The sequence below is a fragment of the Bacteroidia bacterium genome (assembly GCA_020852255.1).
GTDB lineage: Bacteria > Bacteroidota > Bacteroidia > JADZBD01 > JADZBD01 > JADZBD01.
This window is the reverse complement of record JADZBD010000004.1, coordinates 113,492-129,176: the sequence shown is the minus strand read 5'-3', so window position 1 is coordinate 129,176 and position 15,685 is coordinate 113,492. Positions and strand designations below refer to the sequence as shown.

General features: G+C 46.8%; 10 protein-coding genes. 3 read left to right on the top strand and 7 right to left on the bottom strand.

Translation table 11 applies throughout. The features are described from left to right. Window positions 1-5 precede the first annotated feature (5 nt). Window positions 6-2,087, bottom strand: a complete 2,082-nt coding sequence (locus IT233_04080) for a CotH kinase family protein (protein ID MCC7301802.1) — start codon at window positions 2,085-2,087, stop codon at window positions 6-8. Window positions 2,088-2,139: 52 nt separating this feature from the next. Here IT233_04080 and IT233_04075 point away from each other — a divergent pair, with 52 nt between their 5' ends. After that, entirely contained in the window at window positions 2,140-3,519 is a 1,380-nt protein-coding gene (locus IT233_04075) for a hypothetical protein (protein MCC7301801.1), read from the top strand. A 5-nt stretch (window positions 3,520-3,524) separates the two neighbouring features. Further along, a complete protein-coding gene (locus tag IT233_04070) occupies window positions 3,525-6,767 on the top strand; it encodes a SpoIIE family protein phosphatase (protein ID MCC7301800.1) in 3,243 nt (1,080 codons plus the stop codon). Here IT233_04070 and IT233_04065 read toward each other — a convergent pair whose 3' ends face one another. The 6 genes from IT233_04065 to IT233_04040 form a co-directional block, all read right to left on the bottom strand. Beyond that, a complete protein-coding gene (locus IT233_04065) occupies window positions 6,768-7,973 on the bottom strand; it encodes a homoserine dehydrogenase (protein ID MCC7301799.1) in 1,206 nt (401 codons plus the stop codon). A 27-nt stretch (window positions 7,974-8,000) separates the two neighbouring features. Continuing rightward, the gene (locus IT233_04060; protein MCC7301798.1) at window positions 8,001-8,648 is read right to left on the bottom strand and encodes a phosphoadenylyl-sulfate reductase; all 648 of its coding nucleotides are present in this window, start codon (window positions 8,646-8,648) and stop codon (window positions 8,001-8,003) included. 12 nt (window positions 8,649-8,660) lie between these two features. Beyond that, window positions 8,661-10,142, bottom strand: coding sequence for a TSUP family transporter (locus tag IT233_04055; GenBank protein MCC7301797.1), 1,482 nt, complete (start codon window positions 10,140-10,142; stop codon window positions 8,661-8,663). A 1-nt stretch (window position 10,143) separates the two neighbouring features. After that, window positions 10,144-10,959, bottom strand: coding sequence for a uroporphyrinogen-III C-methyltransferase (gene cobA / locus IT233_04050; GenBank protein ID MCC7301796.1), 816 nt, complete (start codon window positions 10,957-10,959; stop codon window positions 10,144-10,146). After that, a complete protein-coding gene (locus IT233_04045; GenBank protein MCC7301795.1) occupies window positions 10,956-13,061 on the bottom strand; it encodes a nitrite/sulfite reductase in 2,106 nt (701 codons plus the stop codon). Before IT233_04045 ends, cobA begins: the two co-directional genes overlap by 4 nt. Before the next feature lie 238 nt (window positions 13,062-13,299). Next, window positions 13,300-14,826: an exo-alpha-sialidase gene (locus IT233_04040; protein MCC7301794.1), complete on the bottom strand. Its 1,527-nt coding sequence runs from the start codon at window positions 14,824-14,826 to the stop codon at window positions 13,300-13,302. A 78-nt stretch (window positions 14,827-14,904) separates the two neighbouring features. On the opposite strand from IT233_04040, the gene IT233_04035 reads away from it, so the two are divergent. Continuing rightward, window positions 14,905-15,681, top strand: coding sequence for a TerC family protein (locus IT233_04035; GenBank protein ID MCC7301793.1), 777 nt, complete (start codon window positions 14,905-14,907; stop codon window positions 15,679-15,681). Window positions 15,682-15,685: the final 4 nt, after the last annotated feature.

Below are 15,685 nucleotides of genomic sequence, written 5' to 3'. Positions count from 1 at the left end.
GGTTTTTAGCGTATAACAAGCTTCTTTGTAAGCGAGAAGCTGTCTCCGCTGACTTTTACCAGATAGATCCCGGCAGAAATTTCCTCCGGTAGCCCCCATTCCAGGAGGGGTTCAGGATCGCTGCCGGAGTACTTAAATCCGGAAATCCTTTTTCCGGAGATGTCCAGAAGTTCAATAGTTACAGAAGAATTTCCGAGGTTAAGGAAACGCAGGAAGATAGAGCCGGATGCCGGGTTGGGATAAAGTGTAAAATGAGAATCTGCCAGCTCTTGTTCAAATTCTCCCAATGAATAGCAAGTCCCCGGCATATTGGCATCCAGCCATACTATCCGGTTCCACAACCAGTTTTTTAGTTCATCTATTTCTCCCTGATAGGTGGCGGGAATAGGGGAAGGATTCGGCCATACATAATTGCCCAGGATTGGCCAGCGGGCAAAATTGCGTTGCTGCGATTCATCAAGATAAAGTGCCATAGAATCAATGTATGTCATAAGTTTCACTGAATCCAGCATGCGGGTTCTCCAGTAGCTCCACTGGCATTGAACCGCATTGGCATAAACGGTATCCTGTAACATGCGTTGCCACCATCTGGGAATCTGCCAGCCGTCACCCGGACAAACATTCCCGAACTGATAGGCCCAGCCGGTGGTTCCGTTGCCTCCGCAGTAATTGGCATTTCCCCACGCAATATCATAATCCCAAACGGGTCCCATAGTGATCTTACCACCTTTGGAGAATTTATCCTTGTAAAAATAGGTGCTGATCCGGTAGCCGTCTACATTCTTGCTTACTTCATTCACCAGAAAATAATTTACAAAGGAATACATATCCGCATACCGTTTGTATCCGGTTAGTGAATTAGCGAATTGCGGACCGGCAAGGGCATCCTCGAAACTGTCTACATACTGCTGAATATACGTCATCTGCTGCGGCGTGATTGTATCGCCGGAGGGGTATTCGTATAAAAACCGGATCACCTGGCCGTTGGAACTCTGGGCCGGAGGGTAGGGCGAGGTCCAGTTTTGTGTCTGATTACCGGTGAACTTGTCAATCTTGATAATGTACCCGCCGGTGAGACTGTCACCCGCATTTTCCCAGCTGTTGAGTTTCGCAATATCTACCCGCTTGTTGTCCCTCTTAATCTTTTCCATAAAGACATAAACACCTTTGTAATCTCCATTGATGATAAGTTCTACATGTTGTGTCCTCGGCGCCCATTGCCCGCTCATGCTTTCGTGAAGGGCATAAGCGAGGGTGTTGTTGAGAAGAGATTTATCAGAATAATTTGCACTGAGAATCCAATCGCTTTCCTTGGGAAAACCAAAGAAACCGGTATCAATTTCAATTCCGGATACGTTTACCGTTTCGAATCCGTAAGATTTTTTTGGGAACATCTGTGAGGAACTTCCTCTGACTTCAATGGCGATCTTACCGTTATAATGGTTAAACGGATCGGTCAGGTAATTCCTGTTCCCGACACCATTAAAAATTACCCCCATGTCAGCTATAATCTTTGGTTCATCGGGAATAACCTGGTTATTGGTGTTAATCACAATAATGGGAAGATTGGAGGAAACAATGGGAGGCGTATAGGTGGCGGGGTTGTTCCCGAAGGTAATACCCCATCCGAGTAATGTGCCTTCATCGCCTGCGTACGTGTCCGTAATCCGAAGTTTCCAGATGCCGTTGCCGATCTGTCCGTTGTTGACCATTCCCATGGCACCATCGGGTTTAAAAGTTCCTGTAAAGGGAGGCGAACCCATGGAAATGGGTGTGCCCGCAAAATGATTGAAACAGGTATTGGTATAGTTATCGCCGCTTCCACCGTTCCCGGCACTCAGCGAAAAAGATGTTCCGTCGGGTGAAACGAGTTCTATTTCCAGATCGGCATCCCATGTATGTGTAAGATTAATGCAAACCGTTTCCAGCCCGAAGTTCAGGCTATCTATATTCGCCGGCGTTAGTCCGGATACCGACAGAGGGAAATCAACGGTCTGAAGATCCAGGATCTGCCCGCCGCCGGCCATAAAAGTCTGGGAGTACAGCCGCATTCCGGCCAATAACAATAAGGGGAGCACCCGATACATAGGTTAAAATTAGGTAAAAAAATACAGGCAGGGAAATTCGTATCTTTAGTATTTGGCGCAGATGCTATACCGGCGTTCATTCGTATCCTTTATCATCTGTTTCTGCGTACTCGTCGGCAGCGGAAGGGGATTTGCCCTGAGCGGCGAGATACAACCCATCGAGATATTCGGGAATGTGGTGGGAATGCCTTTGAAAAAAAGCCTGGAAGGTGTGGTAGTTGCTTTGTACAAAGGAAATTTCAAAGTAGATGAGGTGAAAACAGACCGGAAGGGGCGATTTGCCATTTTCATAACCCCCAATACCGGCGAATACCAAATCCGGTTTTCTTATCCGCTGCACGTAGGAATGTTCTGTGTGGTAAATTCCTCTGTACCGGCAAAATATACCACGATAGAGAAAGGGCATCAGTTCCCGGATCTGCCTATGTGGCCGAGCAACACAAAGGATGTGAATATTTACGCGTACCGGGATCTTCCTTTCGCTAAGATCCGGTGGGAACAGAAATCCTTCGGGGAGGATCTTTCCTACTTTGATATTTTTCGCCGCAAAATGGACGACCTCGATGAGATGGCAGAGATCCGGAAGAAAGAACTCGAGGAAATAGCTCTGAAGGAAAAGCAAAAAAAGGAAAAGGAAGAGAAAGAACGTGCAGAAAAAGAACTGAAGGAAAAGGAACTGAAGGAAAAAGAGCTGGCACTTAAACTGCAATTATTAAAAGAGAAAGAGGAGCGGGAACGCCTGGAGAAGGAACAGCAGGATAAACTGGTAAAACAGAAAAAGCTGGAGGAGGAGCAGAAACTGCTCGAGAAGCAGCTGGTCAAGGCAAAGGAGGATGAGACGGTGGGTGAGGATGTGAAACTGAAGCAGGAGAAGGACCTGAAGGAAAAGATTAAAAAGAAAAATCAGGCGATCTCCGCACAGTATCAGAACGATTTGCTCGTAATGGTGGCGGAAAACGAAAAGAAAATGAAGCAATCGCAAATGATGAAGAAGAAGGCGGAAACAGATGCGAATGCCATCACAGAGAAATTGCGCAAGGAATCTGAACTGAAGGCACAGCTGGATGAGCTGGATAAGGAAATCCAGATCCTGAAAAAGAAAAAGGAGGACGCGAAGAAGGAAAAAATTCTCGCAGAAAGCGGAATTATTAAAACGGCCGCGCAGGTGGAGAAAATTATTAAGGAACAAAACGCCAAGGGAGCGGGTAACGTAAAGGACTATTCTTTCCCTCCTCCGCCTGTATTCGTGGTAGAAAAGTCGGAATCCATGTTTTCATGGATCACTACCGTTACGATCACCTATAACAAGCAAAAGACAGTCCTTACAAGAGAAGTTTTTATATGGGGAACAGAATATTTTTACAGAAACGGAGAGGAAATCCGGTCGGTCGAATTTATTGCAGAAATTCTCAAATTCAAGAATATAAGATGAACGCGATGTTACGTTATCTGTGCAAACAATTATTCTGGATACTGTTGTTCGCCTCTCCCTTGACGGGTTTGGGGCAAACCACCAGTTTTATTCAGTACGGTGTGGAAAACGGGCTTATACAGTCGCAGATACAGACACTGCTCCAGGACGAAAACGGTGAACTCTGGATAGGCACATTGGGAGGAATCTCGCGCTACAATGGACTTGGTTTTAAAAACTTCACCCGTAAAGACAGCATGGCAGAGGATTGGGTTACGTCCTCTTATACGGATAAACTCGGCAACCTCTGGTTCGGACACTGGGGCGGAGGCGTTACGGTTTTCAACCCGGAACTGAAGAAATTTATTAATCTGAATGTAGAAATGTACACCCGTTTTAAATCCGTGAATACTATTATGGAGGATGCGGCGGGTAGCATCTGGCTGGGAACCGAAGGAGCAGGGATCTATAAATTTAATCCGGTAGTTAATAAAATGATTTCCATTACTACCAAGGAGGGGATCAGCGGAGATAATGTCACCGCGCTGAGATCCGATGATAAGGGAAACATCTGGATCGGTACAGACCGGGGCGTCTGCGTGTATGATTCGGATGACGATATTACATCTCCCTCTTCCTACGGATACCTGAGCACTGAAAATGGTGCGATCGGCAGTGATCAGGTAACCTGCCTTTTTCTTACTGAAGATGAGGTGTGGATAGGTACCAAAGACGCGGGAGTTTATGTCCTGAAGATCAAAGGCCCCTTCACTGCAAAGTCTGTACAAAATCAAAGTGAAAATATATTCCGGATAAGCGAAACAGAAGGGCTGGGATCCAATAATATCAAAACGATCTACGCAGACCGTGCAGGAAACGTATGGGTGGGAACACAGGGCGGAGGAGTGGCCCGCCTGCGACCGGGAAAGGATGGAGGATGGGCAGATCCCGTGGTAAAGAATTACAGCACGCGCCAGGGACTTAATTTCTATAATGTCAATGCTATTCTGGAAGACCGGGAGGGAAATCTCTGGATCGGAACGGATGTGGGACTTAATCAGTACCGGGGAGAACGCTTCCAGCTTTTTGACGAAGCCGACGGAATGAATAATAACCTTGTGTGGGCAAATTTCTGCGATTCGGAAGGTAATATATGGCTGGGAACGAATCGCGGCGTTTCTAAAATGCAGATTAGCCGTAATGCAAAGGGTGTTACAGATTATAAAGTAACCAACTTTACTATGGCAGACGGACTTACGGGGAATGCTGTTCTGAGTATTTTTCAGGACAGCGACGGCGATATCTGGTTTGCGTGTGGTTTCGGAGGCATTTGCCGGATGGAGAAGCAAACGCAGCGAATCCGTTCCATGAATACAGCGGAAAATGGGTTGAGCGGACAAACGGTTTATACCATCTCTGAAGATAAATTCAGGAATATCTGGATCGGTACTAAATCGGGGGCCTGGAGATATGACCGGGCGGACGGATCTTTCCGAAGATATACCGTGGATGACGGACTGGGCGGTAATACCATATACCGGATTTTTAACGACAGCCGCGGAAACCTCTGGTTCGGTGCGCTGGGCGGAAACCTCACGTCGTATGATGGATCCAGCTTCCGGAAGTACAATGAGGAAGAGGGAATGAGACACCGGTTCATACTTTCCATTACCGAAGATCAGAATGGGAATGTGTGGTTCGGAGCTTATGGCGGAGGATTATACAAGTACAACGGACAGCAGTTTATCAACTATAATGTGGAGCACGGATTGAGTTCGCCCTCGCCTTACGCCATTGTTGCCGATAAGGGAAACCGCATATGGATCGGTACTACGAACGGTATCGACCGCTTTGATGCAGTGAAATTCACTTTTCGTCATTACGGAAAGGATGAGGGTTTCTTCGGAGTGGAAACCAATCCCAACGCGGTGTGTATGGACCTGGACAAGCGGATCTGGTTCGGGACCATTGTGGGAGCTGTGAAATTTGATCCGGAAGAGGATCAGATGAACCGGACAGAACCTATTACGCGCATCACCGGACTTCAGATGTTTCTGAGAGACACGGTATTCCCGATAGACAATATTTTTGCTTACGACCAGAATCATCTCACCTTTCGCTTTGCGGGGGTGAGTCTTACTAATCCCGGAAAGGTTCGTTACCTATTCCGGTTGCATGGTTTCGAGGAAGAATGGTCGCCGCTGCTCAGTAAAAATGAGGTTACCTACGCCAGCCTCCCGCACGGTGAGTATACGTTTCAGGTAAAGGCAATGAATTCAGATGGGCTTCTGAACGCTGAACCTTCGGAATATAAATTTACGATAACACCTCCGTTCTGGAAAACAAAGTGGTTCTATTTCCTGTGTATTGTGGTTGGCCTGCTCCTCATCCTTGTTACAGACCGCCTGCGGGTGAGTAAACTCAGGACGGATAAATCCAGGCTGGAGAAAATGGTGGAAAGCCGTACCCTGGAACTGGCTTACAAAAATGAAGAATTGGCGGAGAAGAACAGAGACATTACGGATTCCATCAAATATGCAAAACGCATCCAGGATAACATTCTTCCGACGGAGAAAACCATCCGGAAATTTATTGCTGATTATTTTATTCTGTTCAAACCAAAGGATATTGTCAGTGGTGATTTTTACTGGATGCACCAGCAGGGTAATAATGTTCTGATTGCCGCGGTGGACTGTACAGGACATGGCGTTCCGGGAGCATTCATGAGTATTGTTGGGAATAACCTTCTTAATCAAGCGGTGGAGAATATGCCGGGCATAGACACCGCAGAAATCCTGAACCGCCTGAACAAGGGTTTAAGTGAAACCATGAAACTTACCTCAGTGGACGATGATCTACGCGACGGAATGGACATTTCCCTCATCAATATTAATTTTTCCAGAAAGGAGCTGATGTATTCCGGCGCATATAATCCTGTTTACATCGTTCGCAACGGGAACCTGCATGAACTGCAGGCCGACAAGATTTCCATTGGAGGCTATGACCTTGAGCCGGACCGGAAATACGGATCGCAGATGTTTACCCTGGAAAAGGGAGACAGCGTGTATCTTTTCACAGACGGCTATACAGATCAGTTCGGGGGTCCGAACGGAAAGAAATTTAAGTTTAACCAGTTTAAAAACCTGATTACCGACATTCAAAGCCGCACCATGCCCGAGCAAAAACAGCTGCTGGAACGCAATTTTGAAGATTGGCGCGGAGAACTTGAACAAGTGGATGATATCTGCGTTATCGGAATCAGGATCTGATCACACCACACATACAAAAACCTTATTGTCGATCCGGTTGTACAGTTTGAATAAGGAGCGGAAATTGACATTCGCAACGATGTAGTTTGTGTTTGCTGATTTGTACTCCTCCTCAACCGAATTAATTTCGAGTCCGTTCAGTTGCTTACGGTCCTGAAAACGCAGATAGACCTTTAGCGAAAAGTCTGTGTCGAGCAGATTTTCGGCGTCATAGGACCCGTTCAGACGTGTGCGGATGTTTTTCAGTTTTTTATAGGCGTACTTATAATCGTAGGTTAGAGCAGAAATGTCAGAAAGTACCGCGGAACCTGTGGGATGAGAACCGGCTCCTTTGCCAACGAACGTTTGCTTACAGGAGAAGGCTCCTTCCACCTCCACGCCGTTGTATTCATACAGAACATTGAACAGTTCACTGTCTTTCCCGATGAAGTGGGGGAGTGCGTACACCCTGAATTTATCGCCAATTTTTTCTGCCCGCGCAATCAACTTGATTCGTTTTCCCTTCTCGCGTGCATACACAATGTCATCGGATGAGACATTTTCTATACCCAGGTTCAGCACCTGATCCGGCTTTAATACCAACCCGAAAGCGTGAACGGTGAGCAATACGAGCTTGAACTTCGTATCGAATCCGGCCACATCCAGCCAGGGATCGCTCTCTGCAAAACCATTATCCTGCGCGTCCTTGAGAATCTCGGCGTAATCTTTATTTTCCAGCTCCATTCGCGAAAGAATATAATTACAGGTGCCGTTGAGTATCCCGCTCACGCTGGTGAGCAGCTCATTGTCGTAATATTCCTCCAGATTACGGATAATGGGAATAGATCCGCCTGCGCTGCCTTCATAAATAAGTGCCACCTTGTGCTTTTCCTGAAGCTTATAGAGTTCTTCAAAGTTCTCCGCCAGCATTTTTTTATTTGCAGTTACCACGTTCACTCCTCGTTCCATTGCTTCTTTTACAATCCGGAATGCTTCATCCGATTTATCAATCAGCTCAACGATCACATCGAATCCACCCTTTTCAAGAATATCTTCATGACGGTAGGTGATATACGACATGTCAACCCTCCGTTTCTTTTCAGGATTTTTCACGCAAATTTTGTCGATAGTGGCTTTCAGCCCCTGTGAATGGTTCAGCACATCGTAGAGCCCCTGGCCTACGCATCCGAATCCAAACAACCCAATTGAAATTTTCTCTTTACCCATATTTATTTTTCTACTACTACTACTAATCTATTCATGCAATCCGCATTCTGTTTTACTTTTATCAATCCACCTTCCTTCTCTTGATTTTCCCGGAGAAGTACAATGCAGGCAGCCAACGGAATTATACCCTTTTATCTTCAGGGGATGTTCCGGTATCCCGTTTACAGTCAGGTACTGAAAGGCTTGTTTTTCGGTGATATCTATCAGGGGATAGAATTTGATGATACCATTCTTTTTTTCGAAAAAGTTTAAAGAACTCCGGTGTTCATTCTGTGATTTCATCAGCCCGCTGATCCAGATATCAAACTGAGGTTTAATCGCATTTAAAGGCTCTACTTTATTAATGGAGCAGCAGAGATCCGGATCTTTTTCCCACGTCTTGTCTTCCCGAGTGAATTTGTTTCTCCATTCATCCCCTTTTAAGGTTACTACATTTAGTTGCAACTGCCTGGTCAACGTATCTTTATACTGTAATGTTTCGGGGAAGTGGTAGGTGGTATCCAGGAAATAAACGGGTTTATTCTGATTGGTTTTACTCCACAAATGAAGTGAAACACCGGCCGTGGTGCCGAAGGAAGAAGTAAGAAGCACTTTTTGAAAATCTTGTGTAATAGCCCTGAACCGCTCTTCAGGCGAAAGCAGCTGGTATTTTTCATTTAATTCTGCGCTGTCCATGACTTACTGTTTTCAGATTAAACTTAAAATGATGATACGCAAACTAACAATGATAACCACGGAGCCTACGAGGATCAAACCGGCTTTCGTAGGAATTTTTGTTGAAAACCAGATCGAAAACGGGGCAGCAACCGATCCTCCTACTACCAGACCGAAAATAATCTGCCAGTGATCCAGACCGATAAAGATGAGAAATGAAAGAGTACTGACCAGCGCAACTACAAATTTGGCCAAATGAGACGAACCAATGGAATACCGCAGGTCCCTTCCGCCGGCAATGAGTGAAGTGGTTACAATGGGTCCCCAGCCTCCGCCACCTACCGAATCTAAGAAACCGCCAATACCAGCTACGGGTTGAATGGTTTTTATCTTGTAGGCTTTGTTGTTTACCAGCCGTATCGCACGCACAATGATATAAATACCCAGCAGCAGCGTATAAGCAGCTACAAAGGGTTTTACAAAAGCCACAGCGTCTTTGCTCAGGAAAGAAATAGTAGCGGAACCGGCGATGGCACCCAGAGCACCCGGAATCACAAGTTTCCGGAACAGCTTCATATTGATATTCCGGTACCGAAAGTAAACCAGGGAAGATGATCCCGTGGTAAAAATTTCTGATGCGTGCATGCTGGCGCTGGCTACAGCAGGTGTAATAGCAGGAATGCCCAGACTGAGGAGAAAAGTGGTTACAGATACTCCGTAAGCCATTCCCAATGCTCCATCAATCATCTGAGCAATAAAACCACCGGCTACATACAACCAGAAATCCTGGTCCAGATTGCCAAGTAGTCCGGTGGCCAAACCTCCCATTTCTTCCCATGGGGTATAGGTGATAATGAAATGCCCCGCAATCATAATCAGCAGGATGGCAACGCTGTACCCGGTAGCCCTGAAGATTCGGTTCCAGAGGGAGCGTTCCCGCTTTTGTTCTTCTACCAGCCCTGAGGTGATCCGGTTCAGCTCCTTTACTTTTTTGGCAAAATCTCCTTTCAGGTTTTCCCGGATTGAAGAAAGATTTTCAAGTACTTCCTGCGTTTCTTCAGGAAAACTCTCTTCCAGTACTTCCCTTACACGCTTCGCCATGGTTGGTGATTTCCCATTCGTGCTAATGGCAATCTTCAGATCTCCTTTTTGCACAATGCTCCCTAAATAGAAATCGCAGAGATCCGGTTTGTCTGCTACGTTCACCAAAAGGTTGCGCTTTTTTGCAATATCCCGGATCTTTTTCGCTTCTACTGCATCTCCGACAGCTATAATTACTACTTGTTGTCCCTCGAGATCACCCTCATCAAACCTTTTTTTTCTGATTTTCAACCCTTCAATCTCTTCGCACTCTTCCAGCTTTTCGCTTACTAAGGTGATAAGGCAGCCGGGACTGTTTTTCTTTACTGCGCGTAACTTTTCCAGACCCACTTTTCCTCCTCCTACTACCAGCAGGTTCAGTTCATCCAGTTTCAGGAAGACAGGGAAAAGGGTATTGTTGGAATTGTTAGACATTTCAGTTATAAACCGGGGGGTGCAAAAGTACCGTATTTCCTGATGATTTGGTCGGAGCTGTTCGGGTGGCAACCCGTACTTTTTCCCTGAAGTCCGGATGACTTTTCACCACTTTTCCGATTACGATTACCGCCGGTGAGCCCACGCCTGCCTGCTTCACGCGTTCTTCAATGTTGCTTAGCACACCTACCGCCTCCTTTTGGGTGGGAAGAGAACCATCCTGGATTACCGCCACCGGAAGATCCGTTTTACCGGCTGTTTGAAAAATATTTACAATGCCGGCCAGGTGACTCACACCCATCAGGATTATAATGGTTGCGTCTGTTTGGGCAGCCTTGAACACATCTTCGCTGATTTTTCCGCTCCTCGTGGTTCCGGTGATTACCCAGAAGCTTTCGCTGGATCCCCGGTGTGTTACCGGAATACCGGCTATGCCCGGTACTCCCACGGAGGAGGAGATCCCGGGAATGTATTCCGTAGGAATATTGAAGGATGCCGCATAAGCCAGTTCTTCCTGGCCGCGTCCGAAAACAAATGGATCTCCTCCTTTAAGACGCACCACATGGCCATGTTCTAATGCGAGTTTAACAATCAGTGAATTGATCTGTTCCTGGGTAAGGGTATGACGATGATCTCGCTTTCCTACATATAACCTTTTCACTCCGGGCGCAGCGTGTTTCAGCAAATCCGGATTCACAAGGGCATCGTACAGAATAACATCGGCGTTACGAAGAGCAGTTACCGCTTTCAACGTGATTAAACCGGGATCGCCCGGGCCTGCACCGGCGATTGTTAGCTTTGGTTGTTTTCTTTTCATGCAGAAGATTTTGAAAGTTCATTTAAACGGATATTCCGGATACTCTTTATAAGATCGGAAGCACCGGCAAGATATGCGGTGGCAAAAGTAAGATCGGGCCTTTTCTGACGGATGGCAAGCACAAAATCCCTGAATGGCCTCCATTCCGGTCCGATCTGGTCACCTAAATGGGTATCGAACGCCCGGAGAACAGAATCCTGACTATTTACATACACCTTCCGGCTGAGCAACGCGGCTTTGGCAGAATGAATAAGAGCAGCGTAGGCGTAGTACACGGCATCAGCGTAGTAGTGAAGGAGAAAGCTTTCTTGTGCAGCCTGTAGTTTTTCATCTGCTTCCAGGAAAAGAGTTTGTACGAGGTCTATTTGAACACCCGCACATTCACCCACTCCGATCACTGGTTTGAATTTTTCTTCCTGACCCCAATCCATCAGCTCTTGTTGTGAAAAAGAGGAAGTATCAGAAAATATTTTCAGTAAATGATAAAAGTATTCCTTCCCTTTGCGGTCAAAGTAGGCATTGAACGATTCGGTATTCGCTGCATTGGCAAGAATATCATTCAGGAGTGCGCGAAGTAGATCGGGGCCACGGCGGGAAGGAAATTTCAGAATCTTTTCCGCAAATCTTCCACTTCCGTTTCCCAGCGCTCCGCCACCCAGCAGAAGCAGTAAGGCGGGAATAACGGTGTTGCCTTCTTTGATGGAGCTTCCGTGAAAACCGATCTGCGCCAGGGAGTGCTGACCGCAGGAATTCATGCAGCCGCTGATTTTGATTTTCAGATCCTTCCGGTAGATCAGATCAGGATATTCCTCACTGATTACTTTTTCCAGCTCACGGGTAATCCCGGTGGAAGAGGAGATGCCCAGATTACAGGTGTCAGTGCCCGGACATGCTGTAATATATCCAGCTCCGGTGAATCCCGGCAGGGCGAGCCCCAGCGCGTCCAGTTCCCGGAACAGAGAAGGAAGAGCCTGAGAGGGAACAAATTTCAAAAGCAATCCCTGGTTAACGGTAACCCGTAACTCTTCCGCGGCATAGGCTTCCGCGATCCGGGCCACTTCCCTGCTGAGAGCGGAGGTGATGTTACCCAGCGTAACCCGGATATATACTCCGTAATACCCTTGCTGCTTTTGTTCAAATGTATTTGTGGCTGTCCAGCGACGGAATTTTTCCGGATCTGAAGGTTTGAGAGAGGTGAAGATTTTTCCGGAGGGCGGCACAGAGGGTACGGAATCACGGCGAATGGCGATTTCCTCTTGCTGCAGGGCCGGAGCTTCAGCTTTCACCATTTCAAGAAATATTTCAAGACCCGTTTGTGCTAAAAGGTATTTTAATCTTGCTTTATGCCTGTTGTTGCGCTCTCCGTAACGGTCAAATACCCGCATAACGGCTTCCGCAAACGGAATGATCCGGTATTCTTCCAGGAATTCATAGGCCGTCTGCGCACTGAATGGCTGCGCACCAAGCCCTCCGCCGATCACGACTTTAAAGCCCCGCTGTACTACTCCGTTGATGATTTTTACCTTCGGGATAAAGCCGATATCATGAATAAAGGCAAAGGCAGTATCGTTCTCGTTGGAAGAAAAACTGATCTTGAATTTCCTTCCCATCTCTTGTCCGAAAGGCTTACGCAGAAAATATTCAAATACCGCCTGAGCATAAGGAGATACATCAAAAGGCTCTTGTGGATCTATACCTGCTTCGGCTGAGGCTGTAACATTTCGCAGCGTATTGCCGCAGGCTTCACGGATGGTAAGAGCATCTTTCTCCAGTAGCGACCATAATTCCGGTGTGCGTTCAAGGCTCACGTGGTGAATCTGTATATCCTGCCGGGTGGTGAGGTGCAGGTTTCCATTGGAATACTCGTCCGAAATATCCGCGATCCTCCTCAGCTGGCGGGGCGTAATTTTGCCGAACGGAAGCTTTATGCGTACCATCTGAACTCCCTGTTGCCGCTGACCATAGATGCCCCGTGCCAGCCGAAGCGAACGGAATTGGTCCGGATCAATGGTTCCTTCCCGGTACTGCCGTATCTTTTTTTCCAACTCAATGATGTCCTTCTGAACGATGGGATTTTCTAACTCTGTCTGAAACGATATCATATGTTCTGTTTATACTGTGATTAATTTCTGTTGAAGAATGTAAAATGAAAAAGGGCCCCTCCATTCGGAAAGGCCCTCTGCTTTATTACTTTTATTTTCTTATCAGCAAGACATTTCCATACCGCGCGGGCAGCAACACATCATACAGCACATCATGCCCTTGTTCAAAATCGTATGGATAGTATAATTCATCGAGGCAGCAAATGTATGCACGTTTTAACCAATTATCCAAATATTATTATTTGACCAGCTGGATCTTTTGAGTGGAAATGCCGGCAGCCGTGTAAAGGGTACAATAGTACATACCCCCTGCAAGCCTTAATTTATCGTTGTGAATTTCAGCATGTTGGCTCCCTTTTTCGAAATGCTGATTCTCAAAAATCACCGCTACTTCTTTACCAGTCATATCGGTAATTTTCATGGTGGCATTCCCGGGTTCGCTGATAAAGAAATCGAAGAACGTATACGTGTTGAAGGGATTGGGATAGTTCTGGAATAAAGTGGTGCGGGATTCGTTCACGATCTCCTGGCTACTTAGAAGGGTTTGTGTAACAAGTGCGATCCATACACTGGCACTTTGCCCGGTCCAGATAGGCCATATCTTGCCCGCGTGAGCTGTAATGTCGTTGTAATCGCACCATACACTGCTGGTGAGATTGATAACATTCTGGGTGATGCGCATCTGGGTGAAGGTTGCACCGCCGTCGGTGGAGTAACCCAGGTATACATGAGTGTTGTTACCGGAGGTAAAGTCGCGGCGGTCGTACCACGACATGTAGACGATACCCGTGGTTTGATCCACCGTTACATAGGGATGGCACTGGTGGGTAACGGTAGCATCGTTATTGATGCGCGAGGTGGTCCAGGTATTTCCACCATCAGAAGAGCGGGCCAGAAACACATCTGTGTTGTTGGTTCCGTTTCGCTGATCACACCAGCTGACATAAATATTTCCATTGTATGCTCCTCCGCTGACATCCGTGGCAATTCCGGGGAAACCGGTACCCCAGGTGAATCCGGGAATGGTAAAGTACCATGTGGGTGTTTGAGAATCAATGGTGATATCATTCATCAGCCAGGTTTGACCCCCGTCCAGTGAACGCTGAAAGGAAACTCCGTTTCCACACCATACAACATACACCTCCCCGTTCGGACCAAAGGCCTGGATGGACGCTTTGATCGCATTGAATCCGCAATTTCCGGCCTGGGTACTTACACGCACGGGCGACGTCCACGTGGCACCATCATCCGTTGATTTGGACATTAGAATAATGCTGGAATCGGTAGGAGAGCTGCTGGAATAAGCATCCATTTCTGCCCAGGTGCAGTACAAGTCGTTTTTATAGGGTGAGTTAGGCGACCAGTCCACTTTGATCCATTCTTTGTCGGTATCCTTCACCGTAAATCCGGTATAACTTTCCGACGGCCAGGTGGCCCCGCCGTTTGTGGATTTGGCGATTACAATACGATCCTGCGACGGAGTCAGGTGAGAAAAATACCAGTTACCATTGGTATCTACCGCTCCGCATGGATCGCCCTGGTGACCCCATTGTGATGTAAGCAGTACGGTACCCCATGTCAAACCTCCGTTGGAAGAATAATAAATGTTATTGATGTTGCATCCGGCCACCAGTTCATTGGTGTTTTTGGGATTTACCAGGATGGATGTTTCTCCATAGGTATTGGAGGGGTCAATCTGAATATTGGTGAATTGCGCTGCACCAAAGAATGGAAGCAGAAGAAAAAGGAGCGGAATGTTTTTCATGAACGGGGCTTTAGGTAAGACCAAGATACAAAATTCTCTTGGAACGATCCGCCGGGTTTTATCTTTAACTTTGCGCCTGTGGAATGGTTTAACGACTTCTTACATACTTTTTTAGGCAGTGATCCCAGGGCCGGATTATTTGTCATTCTCAATCTGGTCCTGATCGAAAGCCTGCTTTCTGTGGACAACGCTGCAGTACTGGCAACCATGGTAATGGATCTGCCGGAAAAGCAGCGGGGTAAAGCGTTAAAATATGGTATCATCGGCGCATATGTTTTCAGGGGACTGGCTCTGCTTTTTGCTTCGTGGCTGGTGGAGATCTGGTGGCTCAAACCAGTGGGTGGTGCGTACCTGGTTTATCTCAGTCTGAATTATTTCAGAACCAAAGCCACTCCGCAGACGGACGATGATACACTGAATAAAAGTGGGAGCGTTCTTTATAAATATACCCTTGGATTATTCGGGCAATTCTGGGCTACGGTGTTCCTGGTGGAGGTGATGGATATGGCTTTTTCTATTGATAATGTGCTGGCGGCGGTCGCTTATACTGATAATATTTATCTCATTTGCACGGGGGTGTTTATCGGAATCCTGGCTATGCGGTTTGTGGCCCAGGGATTTGTGAACCTGATGAAGAAATTCGTTTTTCTGGGTACCGCTGCCTTTTTGGTTGTTGGCATCCTGGGGCTTAAACTGATGATTTCACTTTACACCCACTATTATCCCAAAGAAGCCTTTTCACTGATGATCGAAAGTCATGAAACGGATTTCTGGTTCTCCATTATAACGGTAGGAATTTTCTTTGTTCCGGTGCTGACTTCAGTGTTATTTAATTACCCGGGCAGGAAAGGGTGATGAA